The sequence below is a fragment of the Corynebacterium auris genome, assembly GCF_030408575.1.
Taxonomy (GTDB): Bacteria; Actinomycetota; Actinomycetes; order Mycobacteriales; family Mycobacteriaceae; genus Corynebacterium; species Corynebacterium auris.
Window position 1 is genome coordinate 623,744 of record NZ_CP047047.1, and the last position, 19,585, is coordinate 643,328.

Here is a 19,585-nt window from a genome sequence, read left to right on the forward strand (position 1 = left end):
AGTGGCAGCGTGGTCGAGAGTGTCCGTTTGTTTGTGTGTGGGGGCTTGGTTTACAGGTAGTTGGCGAACCGGTCTGGGTAGGCCACGGATAGTTGGTTGATGGCTTGTTTCCACCCTGCGGTTTTCGCCCCTTCAATATAGCCGTTGCAGTCGATTGCCCGCTTCGCTTTCTTCGCGCGTTGGGCGGCGCGTTTGTCCTCGATGTTGCAGACCATCAACCACAGCGTCTTCAACGCCGCAGCATCCGTGGGGAATTGGCCACGGTTGCGGGTCGCTTTCCGCAGCTCAGCGTTAAGCGACTCGATGGCATTGGTGGTATAGAGCACCCGGCGAGCAGCCGGCGGGAACTGCAGAAACGGTATAAACCTCTCCCACGCATCACGCCAGACCTTCACCGACTGGGGGTACTTCCGCCCCAGTTCCGAGGCTTCGAAGGCATCGAGGGCGGCGCAAGCGGCGTCCTGATTCGGTGCGGTGTAGACCTTGCGCAGTGCGCTGGATACAGATTTGCGGTCCTTATAGGACACCCACCTGTTGGCAGCCCGGATCAGGTGCACGATGCAGGTTTGTACCATCGAGTTCGGCCAGGTCGCTTCCACGGCCTCAGGCAGGCCTTTCAGCCCGTCGCAGCAGACGATGAACACGTCATTGACTCCACGGTTCGCCAGGTCCGCGCACACGGATGCCCAGAATGCAGCCCCTTCATTGTCGGCGATCCATAGTCCCAGGATGTGTTTGGTCCCGTCGATGTCGATGCCGACAGCCATGTAGCAGGCTTTATTGACCACACGGTGGCCGTCGCGGATTTTCACCCGCAGCGCGTCGAGGAAAATGACCGGGTAGAACTCGTCGAGCTGACGGTTTTGCCACACCATCACCTCATCGAGGACCGCATCGGTGATGGTACTGATGGTATCCGGGCTGATGTCTACCGCCAGGGTCGATGCCAGGTGGTGCTGGATATCGCGTACCGTCATTCCGCCGGCGTAGAGCGAGACGATCATGTCGTCGAGCTCGGTCAGCCGGCGTGCCCCTTTCGGCACCATGACCGGGTGAAACGTGCCCGCTCTATCCCGAGGCACTGTGATGTCCACCGGGCCGTAGCCGGTGCCCACAGTTTTGGTGTACGACCCGTTACGGTGATTGCCACCGTTTGAGGGGCTTACCTGGGCTTTCGCCGCGCGATCTGAGTGTCCGTACCCCAAATGGGCGTCCATCTCCGCCTGCAGACCCGCGTTGATCGAGGCTTGCAATAGACCTTTGACCAGGTCGCTGGCATCGTCGACGGAGGTCGACAGCTCGCCGATCAGTGCGGCGATTTCCGGGTTTTCCATCAGCTTCGCGCTGATCTCATTGACCCTGCTCGGGTCATGGCCTTTCTTCGGTGACACGGTAGTCATTATCAGTGAAACTCCTTCTGGATCAGAGCCTCACACACAAAACACCTGACACCCTCGCGTGGCGGTTCTTCGGCATTGAGCCACCACACCACCGGCCCCTACCACATCAACCACGCCACACCGGGGATATACGACCACCACAGCGGATATACGCTCTTGGGGCATATACTTCCGGAAATCGCCGAGGTCAGATACCGGAAATCACCAATTCCGGACACACATTTTGACCCTTAACCCTACTAGAACAGCCTTTATGTCAGGCGGGGGAGACGGCTATCGGATTGTCGGGAAGTGGGACGACAAGAATGGCCGACGAGTAGTGATGCGTGAGCGTGCTCGATCAAAGATTCAGTCAAAACACGGGCTTAGTGCTAATGCGCCGCGAGTAGTTACCCAGTATGCTCCCAAGGTTGAAACTTTTAACGGCGGAGATAGGGTCGAATACCGATTGCCGATGGATCATATTCGATGTGAGGGATGGGGGCCGACCAGGAAATGCCAGAAACTGGAGACTCGGGATGTTCTGGCAGTAGTCGGGTTCAACAAGGTTACCGATGGGCAACCATATGGTGTTGTTACAACATACTGTCCATGGGTACAGGGACGCTGTCCTGACTGGGTAGTCAATTCTCCTCAGCTGAAGTAGGTGCTCGATGTACAGAGAAATGTCTGAATCCTCTCGTCGAGAATTACGAGGAAAAGACCTGAGGGGTAAAGATTTCTCAAACTATGATTTATCCGCCGTTGATTTTGAAGGTTCCCAGTGCCAGGGATGCTCATTCCGGGGAGCAATGCTGGCGTGGTCTAGTATGAGAAATGCGAATCTAATTGATGCAGACTTTGAAGGCGCATTCCTTAACGAGGTTGATTTTCGGGGTGCGGTACTCGATGGAGCGAAGTTTTTCGGCGCTTGTCTTCTACCGGTTTATGCTGAACCTGAGCAGTTTCGAAACAGCATAGGACTGGCCACAGCCTCCGTTGATATACACAGTCCAGATGTAAAATAGCGAGTGTTAGCTGTACTTTCCCGTGACGTTGTGAACGCGTTGTGCGGGGGTTAGGCCGTCGGTGGCGGTGTGGGCTCATGGTAGTTGTAGTCGTGGATAAATTCCGCGTACGTTTGCTGTCGGGCTTTTTCGCTGCTGTAGGGGCGTGCGTAGGCCCATTCCTGCATCAGGGCGCGGTTAAACCGCTCGACCTTGCCGTTGGTCTGCGGGCGGTACGGCTTGGTGTAGATATGCTTAATCGTGCCCAGGGCAGCGTTGAACGCCGTGGAACGGTAGCACGCACCGTTGTCGGTCATCATCGGTCAAGTCCTGGGTGGTGGTGTATCTGGTTTCGAATTGTGGTGATGTTTGGGGGCTTGTTGTCACGGCCTGGCTCGGGGCTGGGGTGGGGGTGTGAACATGCGGCGGTTTCGTTTCCTTCTGCTGGGGCGGCATCGATCGTGCCGGCAGCAGCGATGCCTGTGGTCTGCTCGAGACTAGCCAGTTACATGCAGCGTTTCTGTTTGATCCTTCTCACTTGTGTCGCTCGGCGAGTACCGCCCCGACCAGACGCATGACGGCGTCGCGGTTGGGGAAGATCCCCACGACGTCGGTGCGGCGTCTGATCTCCCGGTTGAGCCTTTCGGTGGGGTTGTGTGACCACACCTTCGTCCACACCGCTTTCGGGGCGTTCGTAAACGCCAACAGACGCAACCTACCCCGCCCCTTCGTGTGGCCCGGCGAGCGAGCAGTTGCTCGCCGAGGCCGAGGTGCGGGGCGGCCGCCCGGATCCTTTGCCCGCGACCGGGGACCAGGCTCGCGGCATCGCTGACCTATGGGAGATGTGAGCATCCTGCCGGAAGGCGCGGTGGCGGGGCGCTCACGATACGGGGGCGACCTCAGACACGATGGTGGACGGTGTGAAGGTGAAGGAAGTCCTGATGTTGTTGCGAGATGGTGACTGACACGCCTAGCGTGGTGGTGTAAGCAAAAACACGCATTCAAGGAGATTGATCCATGACTGACATTAAGAAAGTGACCGTTCTGGGCGCCGGCGTCCTCGGCGCCCAGATTGCCTTCCAGATCGCTTACAAGGGCTTCGATGTTATTTCGTGGGACATCGACGATGACGCGGTGGAGGCAGCGAAGAAGCGCTTCGATTCCTTCGAGGACCGTTACCTGCGCGACGTCGAGGATTCGACAAAGGAAGGGATCGCCGAGGCTCGCGAGCGCCTGAGCCAGACTACGGACCTGGAGGAGGCCGTGAAGGAGGCTGACCTCATTATTGAGGCCGTGCCGGAGAAGGCCGACATCAAGGACGATGTGTGGTCCAAGGTGGGCAAGGCCGCCAAGGAGGGGGCGATCTTTGCCTCCAACTCCTCGACCATGGTTCCCTCCGACATTGCGCCGGCCAGCGGGCGCGAGGAGGACTTCCTCAACCTGCACTTTGCCAACAACATCTGGGTGCGCAACATCGCCGAGATTATGCCGCACGAGGGCACCAAGGACGGGCTCGTGGAGACGCTGACCGAGTTCGCCGAGGAAATCGGAATGATCCCGGCGGTACTGGAAAAGGAAAAGGACGGCTATATCCTCAACTCCCTGCTCATTCCGTGGCTGCGGGCGGGCGCGCAGCTGTGGATCGAAGGCTATGCAAAGATCGAGGACATCGACACCGACTGGAGGGTCTCCACGGGCATGCTGAAGGGCCCGTTCGAGGCAATGGACATGATTGGACTGCGGACCTACTACGCCATTGAGTCCAATGCGGTGGAAAAGGGCGATGCGCCGGAGTGGCAGCAGCGCTTCGTTAAGACGCTGAAGGAAGACTACCTGGACCAGGGCCGCTACGGCTCGGAGAACGGCAAGGGCTTCTACGACGACGCCTCCAAGTAATGTCCCCAAAGAGGCAGACGCGCGGGTCTTTGGCAGAGGGAAAAACGACACCCTCTGGCGAAGGCCCGCTCGGTTTGGCGCTTACTGAACAGGCGTTTCGTTAAAAACGTTGCAGAGTGCACGATGACGGACATAGCGTGGCAGTGTCCGACAAATTAGCAAAGCTAAGGAGACTGATTAATGACTGACATCAAGAAAGTGACCGTTCTTGGCGCTGGCGTCCTCGGCGCTCAGATTGCCTTCCAGATCGCTTACAAGGGCTTCAACGTGACGTCGTGGGACATCGACGATGACGCGGTGGAGGCTGCGAAGAAGCGCTTCGATTCTTTCGAGGATCGCTACCTGCGCGACGTCGAGGACGCGACGAAGGAAGGCGTCGCCGAGGCCCGTGAGCGTCTGACCCAGTCCACGGACCTGGAGGAGGCCGTGAAGGAGGCCGACCTCATCATCGAGGCCGTGCCGGAGAAGGCCGACATCAAGGACGATGTGTGGTCCAAGGTGGGCAAGGCCGCCAAGGAGGGCGCCATCCTCGCCTCTAACTCCTCGACCATGCTGCCGTCCCAGATTGCGCCGACCAGCGGGCGCGAGGAGGACTTCCTCAACTTCCACTTCGCTAACAACATCTGGGTGCTCAACATCGCTGAGGTCATGCCGCACGAGGGCACCAAGGACGGCCTGGTGGACATCATGAAGGAGTTCGCCGAGGAGATCGGCATGGTGCCGGCCGTGCTGGAGAAGGAGAAGGGCGGCTACATCCTCAACTCCCTGCTCATCCCGTTCCACCGAGCTGCACTGCAACTCTGGATCGAGGGGTACGCCACCATCGAGGACATCGACAAGGACTGGAAGGTCTCCACGGGCGCACCGATGGGCCCCTTCGAGTTCATGGACATGGTCGGGCTGCGCACGCTGTATGCCATTAACTCCAACACTGTCGAAAAGGGCAACGCGGAGGAGTGGCAGGAGCGCCTCGTCAAGACTCTGAAGGAAGAATACCTGGACAAGGGCCGCTACGGCTGGGAGTCCGGCAAGGGCTTCTACGACGAGACCGGCCCGGACAAGAACAACCCGAAGAAGGGCAACTAGTCCTAGCGTGAGCTGAGCTGGGCTAGGTCAAGGGCCCGCGCGGCGGCATCGTTGATGCTGGCGTGCGGGCCCTTTGCTGCGTCGCGCACGGTCCGGGCCGCGGGCGCGGAGGAGCCGAGCGCGCCGGCCAGCGCGTCTGTAGCGTTATCCACGGCGGCGTGGGCCGCGGCGGCGACGTCCGTGATCGCGCGCTCGGCTGGCGACGCCGCGGGCGGGGCGTCGAAGGCCGCGGCCACGTCGGCCGTGAGCTGGGCCGCGGGGCCGTACGTGTGGGCAGCGACGGTGAAGTCAGTGCCGTAGGAGACGCTGGCGTGGGCGCTGGTGCGGTCGTCGGACCAGCCCCACTTTGTGCCGATCACCCCGGGGAGTTGGGCGGTGCCATAGTCCTGCCGGTAGCCGTCGGCGGCGACAGGCGTCGCGGTGGCTAGGGCGGCGAGGATCGGATCGCCGAGTCCGTGGTTGCGCTTGCGGGCCTCGAGGAACGCAGCAGCGTCGTGGGTCGAGGTTGTGCTGTACCCCCGGGAGCCACCCGCGTGGGTGTTGCGCAGCCCGTATTTGCGGGCGGTGGCGGCGATGGAGTCGGGGTAGCGCGCGTACAGCGCGGAGGCGATCGCGTCGTCGGAGGTGCGCAGCATCTGCACGGCCGCTGCTTGGTCGGCGCTCGAACCGTGGTCGAAAACGTAGTCGGCGATGTAGAGCTTCACTATGGATAGCCCGGAGCGGGCCTCGTGCTGGTTCGGGGTGCCGGCCTGAAAGCCGGAGGGGGAGTGCGTAAACGAGATGGCCGTGCGCGGCGGGGTCTGCCCGATGCGGTCGGGGAATGGCGCGGCCTGGGCCGGGGTGGCCAGGGCCGCGGTAGCGAGGACGGCCGTGAGCAGAGCAATGGCGGGGCGGGACATGGGGGTTATCCTAGCGGGAAGTTCTGCCGGCCGGGGGTTACGCCCACATCGGACCGACCTGGGTTTTTACTCCCAGCGGCTCGATGTGCACGACGGTTTCGGCGCCGCCGAGTTCCGTGGCAATGCCGGCTTCGACGAGGTCGGCGTAGTCGTGAGAGCGCTCCACGCTCCAGGACCCGGGGACCTGCATGACCACGTTGACGAGGCGGTCGCGGCCGAAGGCGACGGTGCGCACGCTGGTGAAGGTGACGCCGTGGGCGGAGGCGAAGCGCTCGAGGAAGGCGTCGATAAGCGAAAGCTCGTCTTCGGGCAGTGCCTGGGAGAGCAGGCCGAGGATGGAGTTTTTGAGCAGGCTGTAGCCGGTGAACAGGATGTTGATGCCGACGGCGAGGGCGATGATCGGGTCGAGGACCTGCCACCCCGTGAGGGTGACAACAGCGATGCCGACGATGACCCCGGCTGTTGTCCAGACGTCGGTGATGAGGTGGCGCCCGTCGGCGTCGAGGGTGGCGGAGCGGTAGATTTTGCCCGCGCGCATCAAGATGAGGCCGACCGCGAGGTTGATGAGGGCCGCGACGCCGGAGAACACGAGGCCGAGGCCAGGCTGCTCGATGGGCTGGGGATTGATGATGCGCTCGATGGCCGTGTAGATGATCACGACGGAAGCGAGGAGGATCATCGCCCCCTCGACCTGCGCGGAGAAGTACTCGGCTTTGGCGTGGCCGAAGTTGTGGTTGTCGTCGGCGGGCTTCGCCGCGACTTTCAGCGCCCAAAGGCCGACGATCGCGGCGATGACGTTGATGATGGACTCGATGGCGTCGGAAAGAAAACCGACAGAGCCCGTGACCAGGGCCGCGGCGAATTTGAGCGCGATCGTGGCCAGAGAGGCGGCGATGGACAGCCACATGAAGCGTTCAAGGAGCTTCTGCTCCTGCTGTGGCGTGCGTACCGGGTCTGACAAGGGCAACCTCCGGGTCGGGGCGCCGCACGGCCAGGAAATGACCTTTCGGCGCCGCGGTCATGCGGGCCGAAGGTCTCGTTCACCCGCGCCGCGCGGCGGCGTCGAGCTGGCGGGCCGGGCGCGAACGCCAGTGTGTCGACCAGCCACAACCGCCCGGCTGGCTGCCGCGCGGAGGGAGCTACTCCCCTTCATCGGGCGTCATCCTAGCACGCGTGTCAAGGCCCGCTCGCTCAGATGTCGTGGCCGTGGGCGTTCGCCCCGCCCGGCAGGTTACGCAGCGTGATGCCGCGTTCGGCGAAGTCCTTTTCAAACCGCTCGACAAAGCGCGCCGAGCGTGCCCCGGAGGCGCAGTAGACGGTGACCTCGTCGCCCGCGTCGAAGCGCGCGGCCAGACCGACCGCCTCCTGCGGGTTGTCCTCCCACACGCTCGTGGGCAGGTTCACCCCGGGCCGCGCGATGTCGCGCAGCGCCTTTTCATGCGGCTCACGCACGTCGATCGAGGGCAGGAGCAGGAGCTTATCGACGTCCTCCTCGTCCGCCCCGGGCATCGCGCACGCCGCGGGCTCGTACTCGGAGAACTCTCGGACCAGCGCTCGCTGCGGGTCGCGGGGAACAGTAAACGCCCTGACGCTCGCGGTCAGCGCGTCGTAGATGTGGAGCCGCCCCACCTTCGATTCGCCCACGCCGGCGATGTGCTTGACGGTCTCGGTGGCCATAAGCCCGCCCACGACGGAGGTGGTCACGCCCAGCACGCCGGCCGTGGCGCAGTCGGGGACGGAGTCGGCCGCCGGCTGGGTGGGGTAGAGATCGCGCAGACCGGCCCCGCCGTCAGGGGCGCCCGGGCCGGTCCACCACAGGGCGACGTCGCCCCGGTAGCGCAGCACGGACCCCCACACAAGGGGGGTCCCGGTGATCTCGGCGGCGTCGGCGGCGAGGAATTTGGTGGCAAACGTATCTGAGCCGTCGATAAGCACATCGACGCCCTCGAGCAGCTCGACGGCGTTGGCGGGAGTGAAACGGTCCCGGTAAAGCCCCAGTTCAATGCCAGGCTGCAGCTGGCGAAGTCGCTCTCCGGCCACCTCGACCTTTGGGCGGCCGACGTCTGCGGCCCCGAAAAGGATCTGGCGGTGGATGTTGCTGATGTTCACAAGGTCGTCATCGATGACGGAAATCCGTCCGATCCCCGTGGCAGCAAGCGTCTGCATGACGGGGCACCCCAGGCCCCCGGCGCCGATGACGAAAACATGGGCGTTGTGCAGGGATTTTTGCTGGTCCAGGCCGAAGCCCGGGAGGTTCATCTGGCGAGCGGTGCGGCGCAGCTCGCTATGCGGCAAGTCACTCACCGGTTCCACCTTAGTACGGGTCTTAGGTAAGCTTCGCTGTCATGGCAACACAGAACGCAGGGAAGCGCCGGCGGCTGCAAGCCGACCCGCTCATCCTATTTACATCCACGGGCTTCATCGCCCTCTTCGTTATTATCACCCTCGCTTTCGGGGAGCGGGCCCGCGAGGCTTACTCCTCCGTCTCCGAGGTGCTGATGAACAACCTCGCGTGGCTCTACATCGGCGGAATCTCCGCGGTGTTCATCTTCCTCATCGTGGTCTTCGTGTCCAGGTACGGCAACCTGCGTCTCGGGGAGGATGACGAGGAACCCGAGTATAGCGTCCCTGTGTGGTTCGCCATGCTCTTCGCTGCTGGCATGGGCGCCTCGCTGCTGTTCTGGGGTGCCGCCGAGCCGCTGCACCACGCCTTCAACCCACCGCGGGGGGAAGTTGAGTCGATGAGCCGCGGCGCGATCACCCAGGCGTTCGAGTTCTCCTACTACCACTTCGGCATCCACATGTGGGTCATTTTTGCCCTGCCGGGCCTGGCCATGGGCTACTTCAGCTACAAGCGCAAGATGCCCGCCCGCCTGTCCTCCCTGTTCTCCCCGCTGCTGGGGCGCCGCATCTACGAGTGGCCGGGCAAGCTGCTCGACGCCCTCGGCATCATCGGCACCGTGTTCGGCATCGGCGTCTCCGTCGGCCTCGGCGTCCTGCAGATCTCGGCCGGTATGAACATCATGTGGGACGTGCCGCTGGTCACCCCGGTCCAGCTGCTCATCATCCTCGCGATCACCGTCGCGGCCTGCATATCCGTTGCGTCGGGCCTGGACCGAGGCATTAAGATCCTCTCCAACGTCAACATTGGTGCCAGCATCGCGCTGATGATTTTCGTCCTGCTCACCGGGCCCACGCTGCGGCTCATCGGGCAGGTCACCGAGTCCTTCGGTATGTACATCGACTCCTTGCCCGAGCTGATGTTCTGGGTGGACTCCTTCAACGACAACCCCGGCTGGCACGCGACGTGGACCGCGTTCTACTGGGCGTGGACGATCTGCTGGGCCCCGTTCGTGGGCATGTTCTTCGCCCGCATCTCCAGGGGGCGCACTGTGCGCTCCTTCATCGGCGGCACGCTGCTTCTGCCCACCGCCTTCGTCCTGGTGTGGTTCTCCATCTTCGGCCGCGCCGCCATTGAGGAAGAGGAGCAGAACCCGGGTATCCTCACCCAGCCGGTCGTCGTCGAGGACGACACCCCGCAGGCCCTGTTCACCCTGCTGGAGCAGTACCCGCTCTACGGCATCGTTGGCACCGTCGCGCTGATCACGCTCATCCTGTACTTCGTCACCTCTATGGACTCCGCCGCAATGGTCATGGACATGTTCTCCGCCGGCGAGGAGAACAAGACGCCGGTGTACTACCGGGTCGGTTGGGTGATTGCCATCGCGTTGGTCACCGCCGCGCTGCTGTTCATCAACGACTCCGGCATCGATGCTTTGCAGGAAGTGGTGATCATCATCGCCCTGCCGTTCTTCTTCGCCTACTTTTTCATCATGTTCGCCCTCATCAAGGCCATGAACGACGACTCGGCGGCCAACCGCCGGGTGCGCACCCGCCAGTGGGAGAAGACCGACAGCCCCGAGAAGCTGGAGGCGGGCGAGAACAAGCCCGCCCCGGGCTACGACGCGGACGGCAACGAGCTCGACCTGCCGGAGCTTGTCTACGACGAGGACCAGGGCCGCTGGAAGCTCAGCGAGTCCCTCATCATCGAGGGCGACCTCGCCATCGGCGGTGAGGTCGACAACGACTGGGACCCGAACACCGGGGCGGACCCCGGTTTCACCATCGTGAACGAGCAGTCCCCGCGCAAACACGACTAGGTGTACTTCCCCGCTGTGGGGAGGGGGCTTTGTTCGTGTGGGTTGGCGCTGCAGTTTGGTATGCGCTGGGGTCGACCGTGGTCGACCGCAAGGAAATCTCGGGGGTAAAACCCCAGGTGGCGTGGCCCTGAAGCACGCTGGGGTCGACCGTGGTCGACCGCAAGGAAAACCTGGGGGCGAAACCCCAGGTGGCGTGACCTTGAAACACGCTGGGGTCGACCGCAAGGAAATCCCGGGGGCAAAACCCCAGGTGGCGTAACCCAGAAACACGCTGGGGTCGACCGTGGTCGACCGCAAGGAAATCCCGGGGGCAAAACCCCAGGTGGCGGAACCCAGAAACACGCTGAGGTCGACCGTAACGAAAACCTGGCACGCGCCAGGGCCAGCCCCTACAGCACCTGGTCCGCCCAGCTGGCGAGACCCTCGAAGCTCGAGGAGGCTACGGCGTGTTCGCGTTTCGGGATGCGCCCCGCCCCGCGGGCCAGCGCGCCGGCCTCGACGGCCAGGCGCATCGCTCGCGCCATCGCTTCGGGGTCCTGGCAGCGGTTGACCGCACTGGCCAGCAGGACCCCGGAGCAGCCGAGTTCCATGGCGAGGGCGGCGTCGGAGGCGGTGCCCACGCCGGCGTCGACAAGCACTGGCACCTCGGCGCGGGAGCAGATGAGCTCGATGTTGTGGGGGTTGAGGATCCCCAGGCCGGTGCCGATCGGCGCACCCAGCGGCATGACGGCGCTGGCGCCCACGTCTGCGAGGCGCTGCGCCGCGACGGGGTCGTCGGAGGTGTAGGCGAGAACCGTGAACCCCTCGTCAACGAGGGTTTCGCAGGCGTCGACGGTTTCCACGACGTCGGGAAGCAGCGTGTGATCGTCGGCAATGACCTCAAGTTTGACCCAGTCGGTGCCGAGCGCCTCGCGGGCGAGGCGGGCGGTAATGAGAGCGTCGCGCGCCGTGCGGCAGCCCGCGGTGTTGGGCAAGGCGTCGATGCCCAAGCGCGTGAGCAACTCGAAGACGGACTCGCCCGCGCCCGCGGTGGCGGCGTGGCGGCGCATGGCCACCGTGGTCAGCTCGGTTCCGGAGGCGACGAGCGCCTTTTCAAGCATGTCCATGGAGCTTGCCCCGCCCGTGCCCATGATGAGGTGCGAGCCGAACTCGCGCTCTGCGATCTTTAGCACCATTAACCCCCCTGGACGGCGGTGAGCAGGTCCACGCGCGCGCCGTCGGTGAGAGGGGTCTCGGCCCACGCGGAGCGCGGGACGACAGCGCCGTCGAAGGCCACCGCGGTGCCCGCCTCGGGCACGGCGCCGAGGGCCTCGGCCACGAGTTCCTCGACGTTCTGTGCGGACGTATCGCGGGGTTCATCATTGAACGTAATCTTCACAACAACCTCCAAATGTTTACGCGTGACGCACGACGGTACACGCAGCCAAGTCTAGGGAGGGCGACTGCTTCTCGACGAGCTCAGCACCGCACCTGGCCGCCACCGAGGCGAGCAGGATGCCGTGGCGGAAGTACCCGGTGGAGACGACTACCTTGTCGTTGACGCGGCCGAGGTAGGGCAGGTCGTCGGGGGTGCCGGGGCGTGCCCCGGTGGTTGCCTCGATGAAGTCGCAGTCCTCGATGGCGGGGACGATCTCGATGGCGTCGCGAAGCAGCTGGTGCACCCCGCCCGCCTGGGGGTGCGGGCGCTCGTCCTCGCGGCTGGTCGCCCCGATGGTCAGCGTGCCGTCGCCGCGCGGGATGAGGTAGACGGGGCGCGACTCCACGTACCCGCGCACAACGTGGCCGAGGAGCGGGTGCTGGTGGGCGGGCACGCGCAGCTGCAGCACGTCGCCGTAGACGGGGCGCAGCCGCAGCGGGTTGGAGCCTTCGTACCACCCGGTGATGTCGCGTGCGCCGAGGCCGGCGCAGATGACCACCTGCTCGGCGGGCAGGTCACGCACGTCCGTGACGGCCTCGGAGACGAAGCGCACACCGGCCGCGGCGCAGGCGGCGAGAAGCGCCCGGGTGAACTGCCGCGGCTGGACCTGGCGGTCGCCGGGCAGCCGGACCACCCCGGCCAGGGCGGGGGAGAGCGCTGGCTCCAAAGAACGCGCCTGGCGCAGCGTCAGGGGGTCCACGTCCATCCCGTGCTCGTGCTGGTAGGCGCGCAGGTTGTCCAGGTGCTCGCGGTCGGCGCGGTCGCGGGCGACAACGAGGGTGCCCTCGATGCGGTAGCCCGTGTGGGCGGGGGAGTACTTGCCCGTCAGCTCAATGAGCTCCGGGTACCACTCGGCGGCGCGCAGCATGAGCGGAAACAGCGGCTCTTGCTTGTACACCACCTCGGCCGCGGGAGCGAGCATCCCGCCCGCGTGGTGCGAGGCGCCGGACAGCGGCGCGGGGTCGTAGACGGTGACGCTGTGCCCGCGGTCGGCGAGGGTCAGTGCCGTGGATAGGCCGATAATGCCTGCCCCGATGACCGCGACGTCGAGCTCGCGCGTCATGCGCCCCACCGTCGCTGGGGGTGAAACCAATCAAGCGCAGATAAGGAAATCATCCCGTCTTATTCTACGCCCGCGCGAGGTAACCCGAGCGGATCTGCCACGTGCGCAGCAGAGCCGCCGCGGCCGCCCCGCCGGCGAGAACGAAGTAGGGCAGGGTGGGGCCAGTGTAGGGCTCGATGGATTCCAAAAGCGGAGGCAGGCCGAAACCAATGTAGGTGGCCGCGTAGTAGGCGCCGAGGACGCGGCCGCGGTACGCGGGAGGGGAGTAGGCGTTGACGTCGAGGAGCCCGTCGCGAAGGCACAGGCCGTAGGCCCCGCCCAGCAACACGGTGGCGACGAAGAACAGCAGCAGGGAAGGTTCCTGCCCGCCTGCGGCCACGAGGAGGAAGCCGCCGGTGGCCAGGACGATACCGATCACCCCGGAAAGGGGGCCCCAGTTGTAGGCGCGCCCGAGCGCCTGCACGATCATGCCCGTGCCGAAGCCGCACACCGCCGCCACGCCCGGCAAAAAGACCCCGGTGGAGAAGTAGCCGGAGACGCGGGAGGCCAAAACGACGACGGAGGAGATGATCGCCGCGAAGACCCACATGGCAACCGGCACGGCGGTGGCCAGAGCCTTACCCGGCGAGGCCCCCGGCTCGAGCGGGGTGGGGGCGCCCTCCTGCACCCCCGTCGCGCCGAGGGGGAGATCCCCCGTGGTGGCGGAGAAAGCGATGGCGGCGATGGACGCCGCGATGCTGAGTGCAAAAGGCAGCCAGATGGGGGCCGAGAACGTCGCCACGGCGCCAGAGACGACGGGGCCGATGGCGAACCCGGAGGTCAGGGCGATGCCGGCGACAGTGGCGCCGCCCGCCCCGCGAAGGCGCGCCGCCCATGCGGTGCCGGGGCTGACCACCAGTCCCACGCCGAGGCCGACGACGAGGCGCCCCACGAGGAGGCCGGCGGGGCCGTGGAACATCATCAGCGCCAGGTTGCCCAGCAGGGCGATGGTGCTGCCGGTGATCACCACGGGGCGCCCGCCGAAGCGGTCGGCGAGCACGCCGCCGACCAGCAGGGAGGGAAGAAGGCCCAGAGCGTAGATGCCGTAGGCGCCGTTGACCAGCAGCGCGGAGAGGTTAAGCTCCTCGCGCAAAAGGACGATCACGGAGGCGAAGTGGTTCGCCGCCCAGCCAGCGGCAACCAAAAAAGCCAGGACGCTGGCGAAGACTCTGCGGCTACTCATGTGTTCTATTTAACACCCGGTGCCCGCGCTCGAACTCACTGACGACTCGTTGCGCGTAGTCGCGCGCGTCGGGGGCGTGCATGATGGCGCGCACGAGCGCCACCCCGGACACACCGGTGGCGGCGAGGTCTGCGGCGTCCTCGGCGGTCACGTCGCCGATGGCGACGACGGGGACCTTCGAGGCGCGCACCAGCTCCGGGTAGCCGCTCAGCCCGAGGGGCGCGCGCCCGGAATCCTTCGTGGGGGTGGCGCGGAAGGGCCCGGCGCCGATGTAATCGATGAGGCCTGCGACCTCGTTGGCCGCGCGCACCAGTTCGAGCGTGCCCGTGGTCAGGCCGATGACGGCTTCGGGGCCCAGCAGCTTCCGGGCGAGGCGGACGTCGAGGTCGTCCTGGCCCAAGTGGACGCCGGCCACCCCGTGTTCGCGCAGGGCCAAGGCGACGTCGATTCGGTCGTCGATAAGCACGCGTGCGGTCGGGCTGACCTCGCGCACCGCTGTGGCCACCTCGCGACCGAGGTGGTAGAGATCGCGCGCCGAGATCGGCTTGCTGCGGACCTGGATCAGGCCCGCCCCGCCAAGCGCCGCCGCGCGCGCCCGGTCGACTACATCGGCGCCCGGGCCCGCGCCGGTGACAAAGTAGCAGCGCAGGTCAAGGCCGCTATTGACCATCGCGCAGCGCCTTGATCAGCTCGTCTTTCGTCATGGAGGAGCGCCCCTCGATCTCGAGCTCCTGGGCGCGCTCGTAGAGCTCGTCGCGCGTCCAGTCCTCGTAGGAGTCCGCCTTGCCACCCTTCTTGCCCACTGCGGAGCGGGAGGTGGCGGCGGCCTGGTTGGCAATAGCCGCCGCTTTCGACTTCGAGTTTCCCTCGTCGCGCAGCTTCTCGTAGAGCTTGCCGTCCTTGACGCTCGGCCCGCCGGCGGTGTTTTCCGGGTGTGTGTCCTTAGTCATGACGGCAAGTGTACGAGCGCTTACGCGTTCTTGCCCTCGGCGAGGTAGACCTGGGAGCCGTGGTCGCGGAACTGGGCGGCCATTTCCTCCTCGCCCTCCGCCCGGCTCATCCGCGGGCTGAGGGTGGGCATGCCCAGGTCCGCGATGAGCGTTGCCTGCTCGTCGGCGAGCGCCTCGTCGATCTTGTCGCCGAACTCGTCGCGAATATCCTGGCTGATGCGCATGGAGCAGAACTTCGGGCCGCACATGGAGCAGAAGTGCGCCGTTTTCGCCGGCTCGGCGGGCAGGGTCTCGTCGTGGTAGGCCTGCGCGGTGTCCGGGTCGAGGGAGAGGGCGAACTGGTCGTGCCAGCGGAACTCGAAGCGTGCCTTGCTCATCGCGTCGTCCCAGGCCTGGGCGTTCGGGTGCCCCTTGGCCACGTCCGCGGCGTGGGCGGCGAGCTTGTAGGTGATCACGCCGGTTTTCACGTCGTCCTTGTTGGGCAGGCCCAGGTGCTCCTTCGGGGTGACGTAGCACAGCATCGCGGTGCCGCCGGCGGCGATGTTGGCGGCGCCGATGGCGGAAGTGATGTGGTCGTAGCCGGGCGCGATGTCGGTGACCAGCGGGCCGAGGGTGTAGAAGGGGGCGCCGCCGCACCACTCCTCTTCCTTCTCGTTGTTGAGCTGGATCTTGTTCAGCGGCACGTGGCCGGGGCCCTCGATCATCACCTGGACGTCGTGCTCCCAGGCGCGGGCGCACAGCTCGCCAATGGTCTTCAGCTCGGCGAACTGGGCCGTGTCGTTGGCGTCGGCGATGGAGCCGGGGCGCAGGCCGTCGCCGAGCGAGAAGGCGACGTCGTAGGCGGCGAAGATCTCGCAGAGCTCGTCGAAGTTTTCGTAGAGAAAGGACTCCTTGTGGTGGGCGAGGCACCAGCCGGCCATGATGGAGCCGCCGCGCGAGACGATGCCGGTGACGCGCTTGGAGGTCAGCGGCACGAACGGCAGGCGCACGCCTGCGTGGACCGTCATGTAGTCGACGCCCTGTTCGGCCTGCTCGATGACGGTGTCGCGGAAGATCTCCCAGGTCAGCGCCTCGGCCTCGCCGTTCACCTTCTCCAGAGCCTGGTAGATGGGCACGGTGCCGATGGGCACGGGGGAGTTGCGCAGGATCCACTCGCGGGTGGTGTGGATGTCGTTGCCGGTGGACAGGTCCATGACTGTGTCCGCGCCCCAGCGGGTGGCCCAGCGCAGCTTGTCCACCTCCTCGCGGATCGAGCTCGTCACCGCGGAATTGCCGATGTTGGCGTTGATCTTGGTCAGGAACTGGTTGCCGATGATCATCGGCTCGCTCTCCGGGTGGTTGACGTTGTTCGGGATGATCGCCCGACCGCTCGCCACCGCTTCGCGCACCTTTTCGACGTCACAGTGCTCGCGCAGCGCCACAAACTCCATTTCCCGGGTGATCTCGCCGCGCCGGGCGTAGTGCATCTGGGTCACGCGCTGGCCGGACTTGGCACGCAGCGGGGCGCGCTTCGCCCCGCGCCACTCCTCGCTGGCGGCGCCGCGCTTGGCGGCGCGGGTGCCGTCGTCAAGCAAATTGCGTGCGCGCCCCTCGTACTCCTCGACGTCGCCGCGCGCCGTGACCCATTCGGTGCGCAGGCCCGGCAGGCCGTCCTCGGGCTCGGCGTGGGGCCCGCGCGTGCGGTAGATGCTGAACGGGGGGTTCGGGCCGGTGGGCGAATCATCCAGGTCGATGGCCGTCTCGGGGACCTCAAGCCCGTCTTTGACTACGGGCGCGTAGCGGTGCTTGGGGTGGATTTCGGACGCATAGATGTCTGCCATGACACTCCTTCAACTTCCTTCGCTGGTGCTAACCAGACAGGTTCAAACGGTGCCCGCGCGAGCAGTAGCGCGGTCTCAGCCCCTCGCCGTGGGGCGCCCGTGTTCGGTCATAGGTCAGGGTAGCTGCTTCGGGTCGTTTTGCGCAGCCGAGTTTTGTTCAGCCGAGTTTTCAGCCGAGTAGGGCTCGATCCGCTCGGCGCGCCCGTAGGCGAGCCTGCGGTGCACCTTCTCGAAGGGACCCTGCCAGCCCGCGGCTTCAAGCGCGCATGCGAGAAGCAGGGTGATCAGCCAGATCAACGCGCCGACCGCGGTCTTGCCGGCGATGGAGGATTCCGCGCCCCATCCCAGGGCGAAGGGCATGGTCAGGCCGATGAAGAGGAAGGACTGCGCGAGGTAGCCCGACATCGAGCGCTTGCCCAGCGCCACAAAGGGGTAGGCCCACGCAGGGGCGGAGGCGTCACCGCTTTCCGCGTATCGGCGGTGCATCTCCTTTTGCACCGGGTTGACCACGAGCGCCAGCGCGGCGAGGATGCCCGGCCCGGTCAATAGGCCCCACCCGTAGTTGAGGGTGGAGAAGGCGAGCTCGTAGCCCGGGTCGATCACCCCGATCGCGGACAGGCCCAGCGGCAGCCCCACCAGGATGACCACCGCCGCAGCCACGATCACCCAGTTGACCAGGACCCGGCGGTGCTTGTCGACGTCCACAAGGTAGCCCTCCCGGGCCCAAATGAAGCCGATGAGAACGAGGCCGCCGAGCATGAACGCGCTCACCGGCTGGCTGGTGAGGACAAGGAGGCTGAAGGCGGCGTTTTCCTGCAGGTATTCCGGCAGCGAGTCGATCTCGGTGGTGGGCATAATGATCTCGTCGAGAACGATGCCGAGGTCCATCACCGCGAGCAGTCCCGCGCTGGCGGTGAACATCACGACCGAAAGGGCAATCAGGGCGTAGGCGATGATGCGCAGCGCATTCGTGGAAAGCGTGAGCATGAGCGCGACGATCGCCCCGGCGATGCCGTAGGTCGTCATAATGTCGCCGTAGAAGAGCGCGACGAGGTGGATCACGCCGAACGCGGCGAGCCAGAGGTAGCGCCGCAGCAACACCGAGCGCGCGGCCTTTGCCGGGTAGTTCTTCCGGTAGAGGCTCGCGGCGATCAGCCCGATGCCGAAGCCGAGAAGCGTGGAGAACATCGGCAGGCCGCGCACGTGCACGAACATCGCGGACAGTACCGCGAGCACCTGATCTAGGGCGCTGTCCGGGCGGACCCCGCCGAGGGTCGAGCCGGGGGTGGAGTCCATGCTGTAGTCGTTGATAATCCACGCCTGGCTTGCGTTCGCCACAGCGATGCCGAGGAGTGCGAGGCCACGCGCGAGGTCGGGGACGATAAGCCGGGGGCTGTTTTTCCGTGCTGCTTCCACAAAGGACAACCTAACAGGATTTTCAGGCGGGGGGAGCCGGGGGAGAAAAGGGGGAACAAAGTGGCCCGAGTGTGGCAAAGTGAATGTTGTTCAGACGCGGGAGACCAAACGAGGAAAGCGGGATCAATGGGCCACCGTTTCCGCGGGCGCAGCCTGAAGCTGGCGCTCGCCGCTGCAATTGCGACAGTTACAACCGGCGCGGCGGGCGCTCCCGCTGCGCAGGCGCAGCAGATACAGCTGCCGTCAGCGTCGCAGGTGGTTGAGGCCCTTCACGGCGCGTTCGACGTTCCTGAGCTGCCTGAGCTGCCGGAGCTACCCGCATTACCCGCACTGCCCGAACTCCCCACGCTGCCAGAGCTGCCGGGGCCGCCTGCGCCGCCTGAGCCGGCACGCGAACCGGAGGTTCCGGCGGCTGCCGATACCTACGCGGACCCCGCCGCGCCCGCCAGCGCCCAGGAGGCCGACTTCGTCGACCCCAACTACGTCTGGCGCACCGGCTTGCCGGCCCGGATACTGGCGGGCAAGCCCTTCAGTGAGAGGGTGCTCCACCGCGTCCCCGGCTCCTTCCACGACGCGCCGGCGATCCCAGCCGAGTCGGAGCAGGCGCGCGGGCGCGGTACCTCCCTCTACGGGCCGGGCACCCCGGTGTACGTCGGGGACAGTATGTGCACCGTCGCTGCGGCGGGCTACGACGAAGCCGGGCGCAAAGTCGCCATCACGGCCGGGCACTGCGGTGCGCCGGGCACCCCGGTCGCCTCGGCGGACTCGCCGCAGGTGGGTGTGTCGGGGACCGTGGTGTCCACCAACCCGGCGCTCGACTACTCCGTCATCGAGCTCGGGTCGAACAGCGAGGTCACCCGCACCTACAACGGCGTGACCGTCAACTCCCTCGGCGGGGCGCCGCAACGCCCGGGTGCCATCGTGTGCAAAAACGGCGTCGCCTCGGGCCACACGTGCGGCATGACCTTCCACGAGGGGGGCCGTGCCAACATTAGCCAGGTGTGCGCGATGTACGGTGATTCCGGCGCCCCCCTCATGGTCGGCGACAGGCTGGTGGGCCTGGTCACCGGGGGCGCCCTGCCAGCCGAGGCAAACCTCGCGTGCTACACCCCGCTGCAGGGCGCGCTGCACGCCCCGACGGTGAGTACCCGCATGGATTCAGTTCTCAGCGACATGGACGCGCGCCCCGCGCCGGGCCGGGGATTCCACCTGCCGAACTGATTAAAAGCCCCGCTGCCTCGCGGACCACGAAGCGGACCACGCAGCGGAA

At 65.6% G+C, this 19,585-nt stretch carries 17 protein-coding genes, 2 pseudogenes and 1 riboswitch; of the genes and pseudogenes, 5 read left to right on the top strand and 14 right to left on the bottom strand.

Annotated features, from left to right (window positions below; translation table 11 throughout):
• Positions 1-50 precede the first annotated feature (50 nt).
• Positions 51-1,400, bottom strand: a complete 1,350-nt coding sequence (locus tag CAURIS_RS03020) for an IS256 family transposase (RefSeq protein ID WP_290342757.1) — start codon at positions 1,398-1,400, stop codon at positions 51-53.
• A gap of 665 nt (positions 1,401-2,065) precedes the next feature.
• Between CAURIS_RS03020 and CAURIS_RS03025 the strand changes: the two genes are divergently transcribed.
• Positions 2,066-2,407, top strand: a complete 342-nt coding sequence (locus CAURIS_RS03025; RefSeq protein WP_290342758.1) for a pentapeptide repeat-containing protein — start codon at positions 2,066-2,068, stop codon at positions 2,405-2,407.
• A 6-nt stretch (positions 2,408-2,413) separates the two neighbouring features.
• Here the strand turns inward: CAURIS_RS03025 and CAURIS_RS03030 are convergent.
• Together CAURIS_RS03030 and CAURIS_RS03035 are read right to left on the bottom strand one after the other, a co-directional pair.
• Positions 2,414-2,706 (bottom strand): annotated as a pseudogene (locus CAURIS_RS03030) (integrase core domain-containing protein); the annotation flags it as partial.
• A gap of 223 nt (positions 2,707-2,929) precedes the next feature.
• Positions 2,930-3,103: pseudogene (locus CAURIS_RS03035) on the bottom strand (transposase); the annotation flags it as partial.
• Between the two features lie 300 nt (positions 3,104-3,403).
• Here CAURIS_RS03035 and CAURIS_RS03040 point away from each other — a divergent pair.
• Together CAURIS_RS03040 and CAURIS_RS03045 are read left to right on the top strand one after the other, a co-directional pair.
• The gene (locus tag CAURIS_RS03040; protein WP_290342759.1) at positions 3,404-4,282 is read left to right on the top strand and encodes a 3-hydroxyacyl-CoA dehydrogenase; all 879 of its coding nucleotides are present in this window, start codon (positions 3,404-3,406) and stop codon (positions 4,280-4,282) included.
• A 180-nt stretch (positions 4,283-4,462) separates the two neighbouring features.
• Positions 4,463-5,368 (top strand): 3-hydroxyacyl-CoA dehydrogenase, encoded by a 906-nt coding sequence (locus tag CAURIS_RS03045; RefSeq protein WP_290342760.1) that lies wholly within the window; start codon positions 4,463-4,465, stop codon positions 5,366-5,368.
• 2 nt (positions 5,369-5,370) lie between these two features.
• Here CAURIS_RS03045 and CAURIS_RS03050 read toward each other — a convergent pair whose 3' ends face one another.
• From CAURIS_RS03050 to CAURIS_RS03060, 3 genes are all read right to left on the bottom strand, one after another.
• Complete coding sequence (locus tag CAURIS_RS03050) at positions 5,371-6,267, bottom strand: hypothetical protein (protein WP_290342761.1); 897 nt, start codon at positions 6,265-6,267, stop codon at positions 5,371-5,373.
• Between the two features lie 37 nt (positions 6,268-6,304).
• Positions 6,305-7,174, bottom strand: coding sequence for a cation diffusion facilitator family transporter (locus CAURIS_RS03055; RefSeq protein WP_290343292.1), 870 nt, complete (start codon positions 7,172-7,174; stop codon positions 6,305-6,307).
• A 284-nt stretch (positions 7,175-7,458) separates the two neighbouring features.
• Entirely contained in the window at positions 7,459-8,571 is a 1,113-nt protein-coding gene (locus CAURIS_RS03060; RefSeq protein WP_290342762.1) for a ThiF family adenylyltransferase, read from the bottom strand.
• Positions 8,572-8,612: 41 nt separating this feature from the next.
• On the opposite strand from CAURIS_RS03060, the gene CAURIS_RS03065 reads away from it, so the two are divergent.
• Positions 8,613-10,427, top strand: coding sequence for a BCCT family transporter (locus tag CAURIS_RS03065; RefSeq protein WP_290342763.1), 1,815 nt, complete (start codon positions 8,613-8,615; stop codon positions 10,425-10,427).
• Positions 10,428-10,816: 389 nt separating this feature from the next.
• Here CAURIS_RS03065 and CAURIS_RS03070 read toward each other — a convergent pair whose 3' ends face one another.
• The 8 genes from CAURIS_RS03070 to CAURIS_RS03105 all read right to left on the bottom strand — a co-directional run bounded on the left by CAURIS_RS03070 (position 10,817) and on the right by CAURIS_RS03105 (position 18,315).
• Positions 10,817-11,599: a thiazole synthase gene (locus tag CAURIS_RS03070; RefSeq protein ID WP_290343293.1), complete on the bottom strand. Its 783-nt coding sequence runs from the start codon at positions 11,597-11,599 to the stop codon at positions 10,817-10,819.
• Positions 11,600-11,601: 2 nt separating this feature from the next.
• A complete protein-coding gene (gene thiS, locus CAURIS_RS03075; protein ID WP_290342764.1) occupies positions 11,602-11,805 on the bottom strand; it encodes a sulfur carrier protein ThiS in 204 nt (67 codons plus the stop codon).
• Positions 11,806-11,821: 16 nt separating this feature from the next.
• Complete coding sequence (thiO, locus tag CAURIS_RS03080) at positions 11,822-12,907, bottom strand: glycine oxidase ThiO (protein ID WP_290342765.1); 1,086 nt, start codon at positions 12,905-12,907, stop codon at positions 11,822-11,824.
• 64 nt (positions 12,908-12,971) lie between these two features.
• Positions 12,972-14,129 carry an MFS transporter gene (locus tag CAURIS_RS03085; protein ID WP_290342766.1) on the bottom strand — a complete coding sequence of 386 codons (1,158 nt, stop codon included), beginning with the start codon at positions 14,127-14,129 and terminating at the stop codon, positions 12,972-12,974.
• Entirely contained in the window at positions 14,122-14,799 is a 678-nt protein-coding gene (locus CAURIS_RS03090) for a thiamine phosphate synthase (RefSeq protein ID WP_290342767.1), read from the bottom strand. Before CAURIS_RS03090 ends, CAURIS_RS03085 begins: the two co-directional genes overlap by 8 nt.
• On the bottom strand, positions 14,789-15,079 hold the full coding sequence (locus CAURIS_RS03095; RefSeq protein WP_290342768.1) for a DUF7218 family protein: 291 nt from the start codon (positions 15,077-15,079) through the stop codon (positions 14,789-14,791). The genes CAURIS_RS03090 and CAURIS_RS03095 overlap by 11 nt, the downstream gene beginning before the upstream one ends.
• 20 nt (positions 15,080-15,099) lie before the next feature.
• On the bottom strand, positions 15,100-16,899 hold the full coding sequence (thiC, locus tag CAURIS_RS03100; RefSeq protein WP_290342769.1) for a phosphomethylpyrimidine synthase ThiC: 1,800 nt from the start codon (positions 16,897-16,899) through the stop codon (positions 15,100-15,102).
• Positions 16,897-17,010: riboswitch (TPP riboswitch) on the bottom strand. It overlaps the preceding gene by 3 nt.
• Before the next feature lie 3 nt (positions 17,011-17,013).
• Positions 17,014-18,315: a DUF418 domain-containing protein gene (locus CAURIS_RS03105; protein WP_290342770.1), complete on the bottom strand. Its 1,302-nt coding sequence runs from the start codon at positions 18,313-18,315 to the stop codon at positions 17,014-17,016.
• Between the two features lie 126 nt (positions 18,316-18,441).
• Between CAURIS_RS03105 and CAURIS_RS03110 the strand changes: the two genes are divergently transcribed.
• Positions 18,442-19,536, top strand: coding sequence for a S1 family peptidase (locus tag CAURIS_RS03110; RefSeq protein WP_290342771.1), 1,095 nt, complete (start codon positions 18,442-18,444; stop codon positions 19,534-19,536).
• Positions 19,537-19,585 lie beyond the last annotated feature (49 nt).

Excerpts from the sequence above, each read along its gene's own strand:
- CAURIS_RS03020 (WP_290342757.1), bottom strand. The coding sequence starts at position 1,400 with ATGACTACCGTGTCACCGAAGAAAGGCCATGACCCGAGCAGGGTCAAT.
- CAURIS_RS03025 (WP_290342758.1), top strand. The coding sequence starts at position 2,066 with ATGTCTGAATCCTCTCGTCGAGAATTACGAGGAAAAGACCTGAGGGGT.
- CAURIS_RS03040 (WP_290342759.1), top strand. The coding sequence starts at position 3,404 with ATGACTGACATTAAGAAAGTGACCGTTCTGGGCGCCGGCGTCCTCGGC.
- CAURIS_RS03045 (WP_290342760.1), top strand. The coding sequence starts at position 4,463 with ATGACTGACATCAAGAAAGTGACCGTTCTTGGCGCTGGCGTCCTCGGC.
- CAURIS_RS03050 (WP_290342761.1), bottom strand. The coding sequence starts at position 6,267 with ATGTCCCGCCCCGCCATTGCTCTGCTCACGGCCGTCCTCGCTACCGCG.
- CAURIS_RS03055 (WP_290343292.1), bottom strand. The coding sequence starts at position 7,174 with ATGTGGCTGTCCATCGCCGCCTCTCTGGCCACGATCGCGCTCAAATTC.
- CAURIS_RS03065 (WP_290342763.1), top strand. The coding sequence starts at position 8,613 with ATGGCAACACAGAACGCAGGGAAGCGCCGGCGGCTGCAAGCCGACCCG.
- thiO (WP_290342765.1), bottom strand. The coding sequence starts at position 12,907 with ATGACGCGCGAGCTCGACGTCGCGGTCATCGGGGCAGGCATTATCGGC.
- CAURIS_RS03085 (WP_290342766.1), bottom strand. The coding sequence starts at position 14,129 with ATGAGTAGCCGCAGAGTCTTCGCCAGCGTCCTGGCTTTTTTGGTTGCC.
- CAURIS_RS03090 (WP_290342767.1), bottom strand. The coding sequence starts at position 14,799 with ATGGTCAATAGCGGCCTTGACCTGCGCTGCTACTTTGTCACCGGCGCG.
- CAURIS_RS03095 (WP_290342768.1), bottom strand. The coding sequence starts at position 15,079 with ATGACTAAGGACACACACCCGGAAAACACCGCCGGCGGGCCGAGCGTC.
- thiC (WP_290342769.1), bottom strand. The coding sequence starts at position 16,899 with ATGGCAGACATCTATGCGTCCGAAATCCACCCCAAGCACCGCTACGCG.
- CAURIS_RS03110 (WP_290342771.1), top strand. The coding sequence starts at position 18,442 with ATGGGCCACCGTTTCCGCGGGCGCAGCCTGAAGCTGGCGCTCGCCGCT.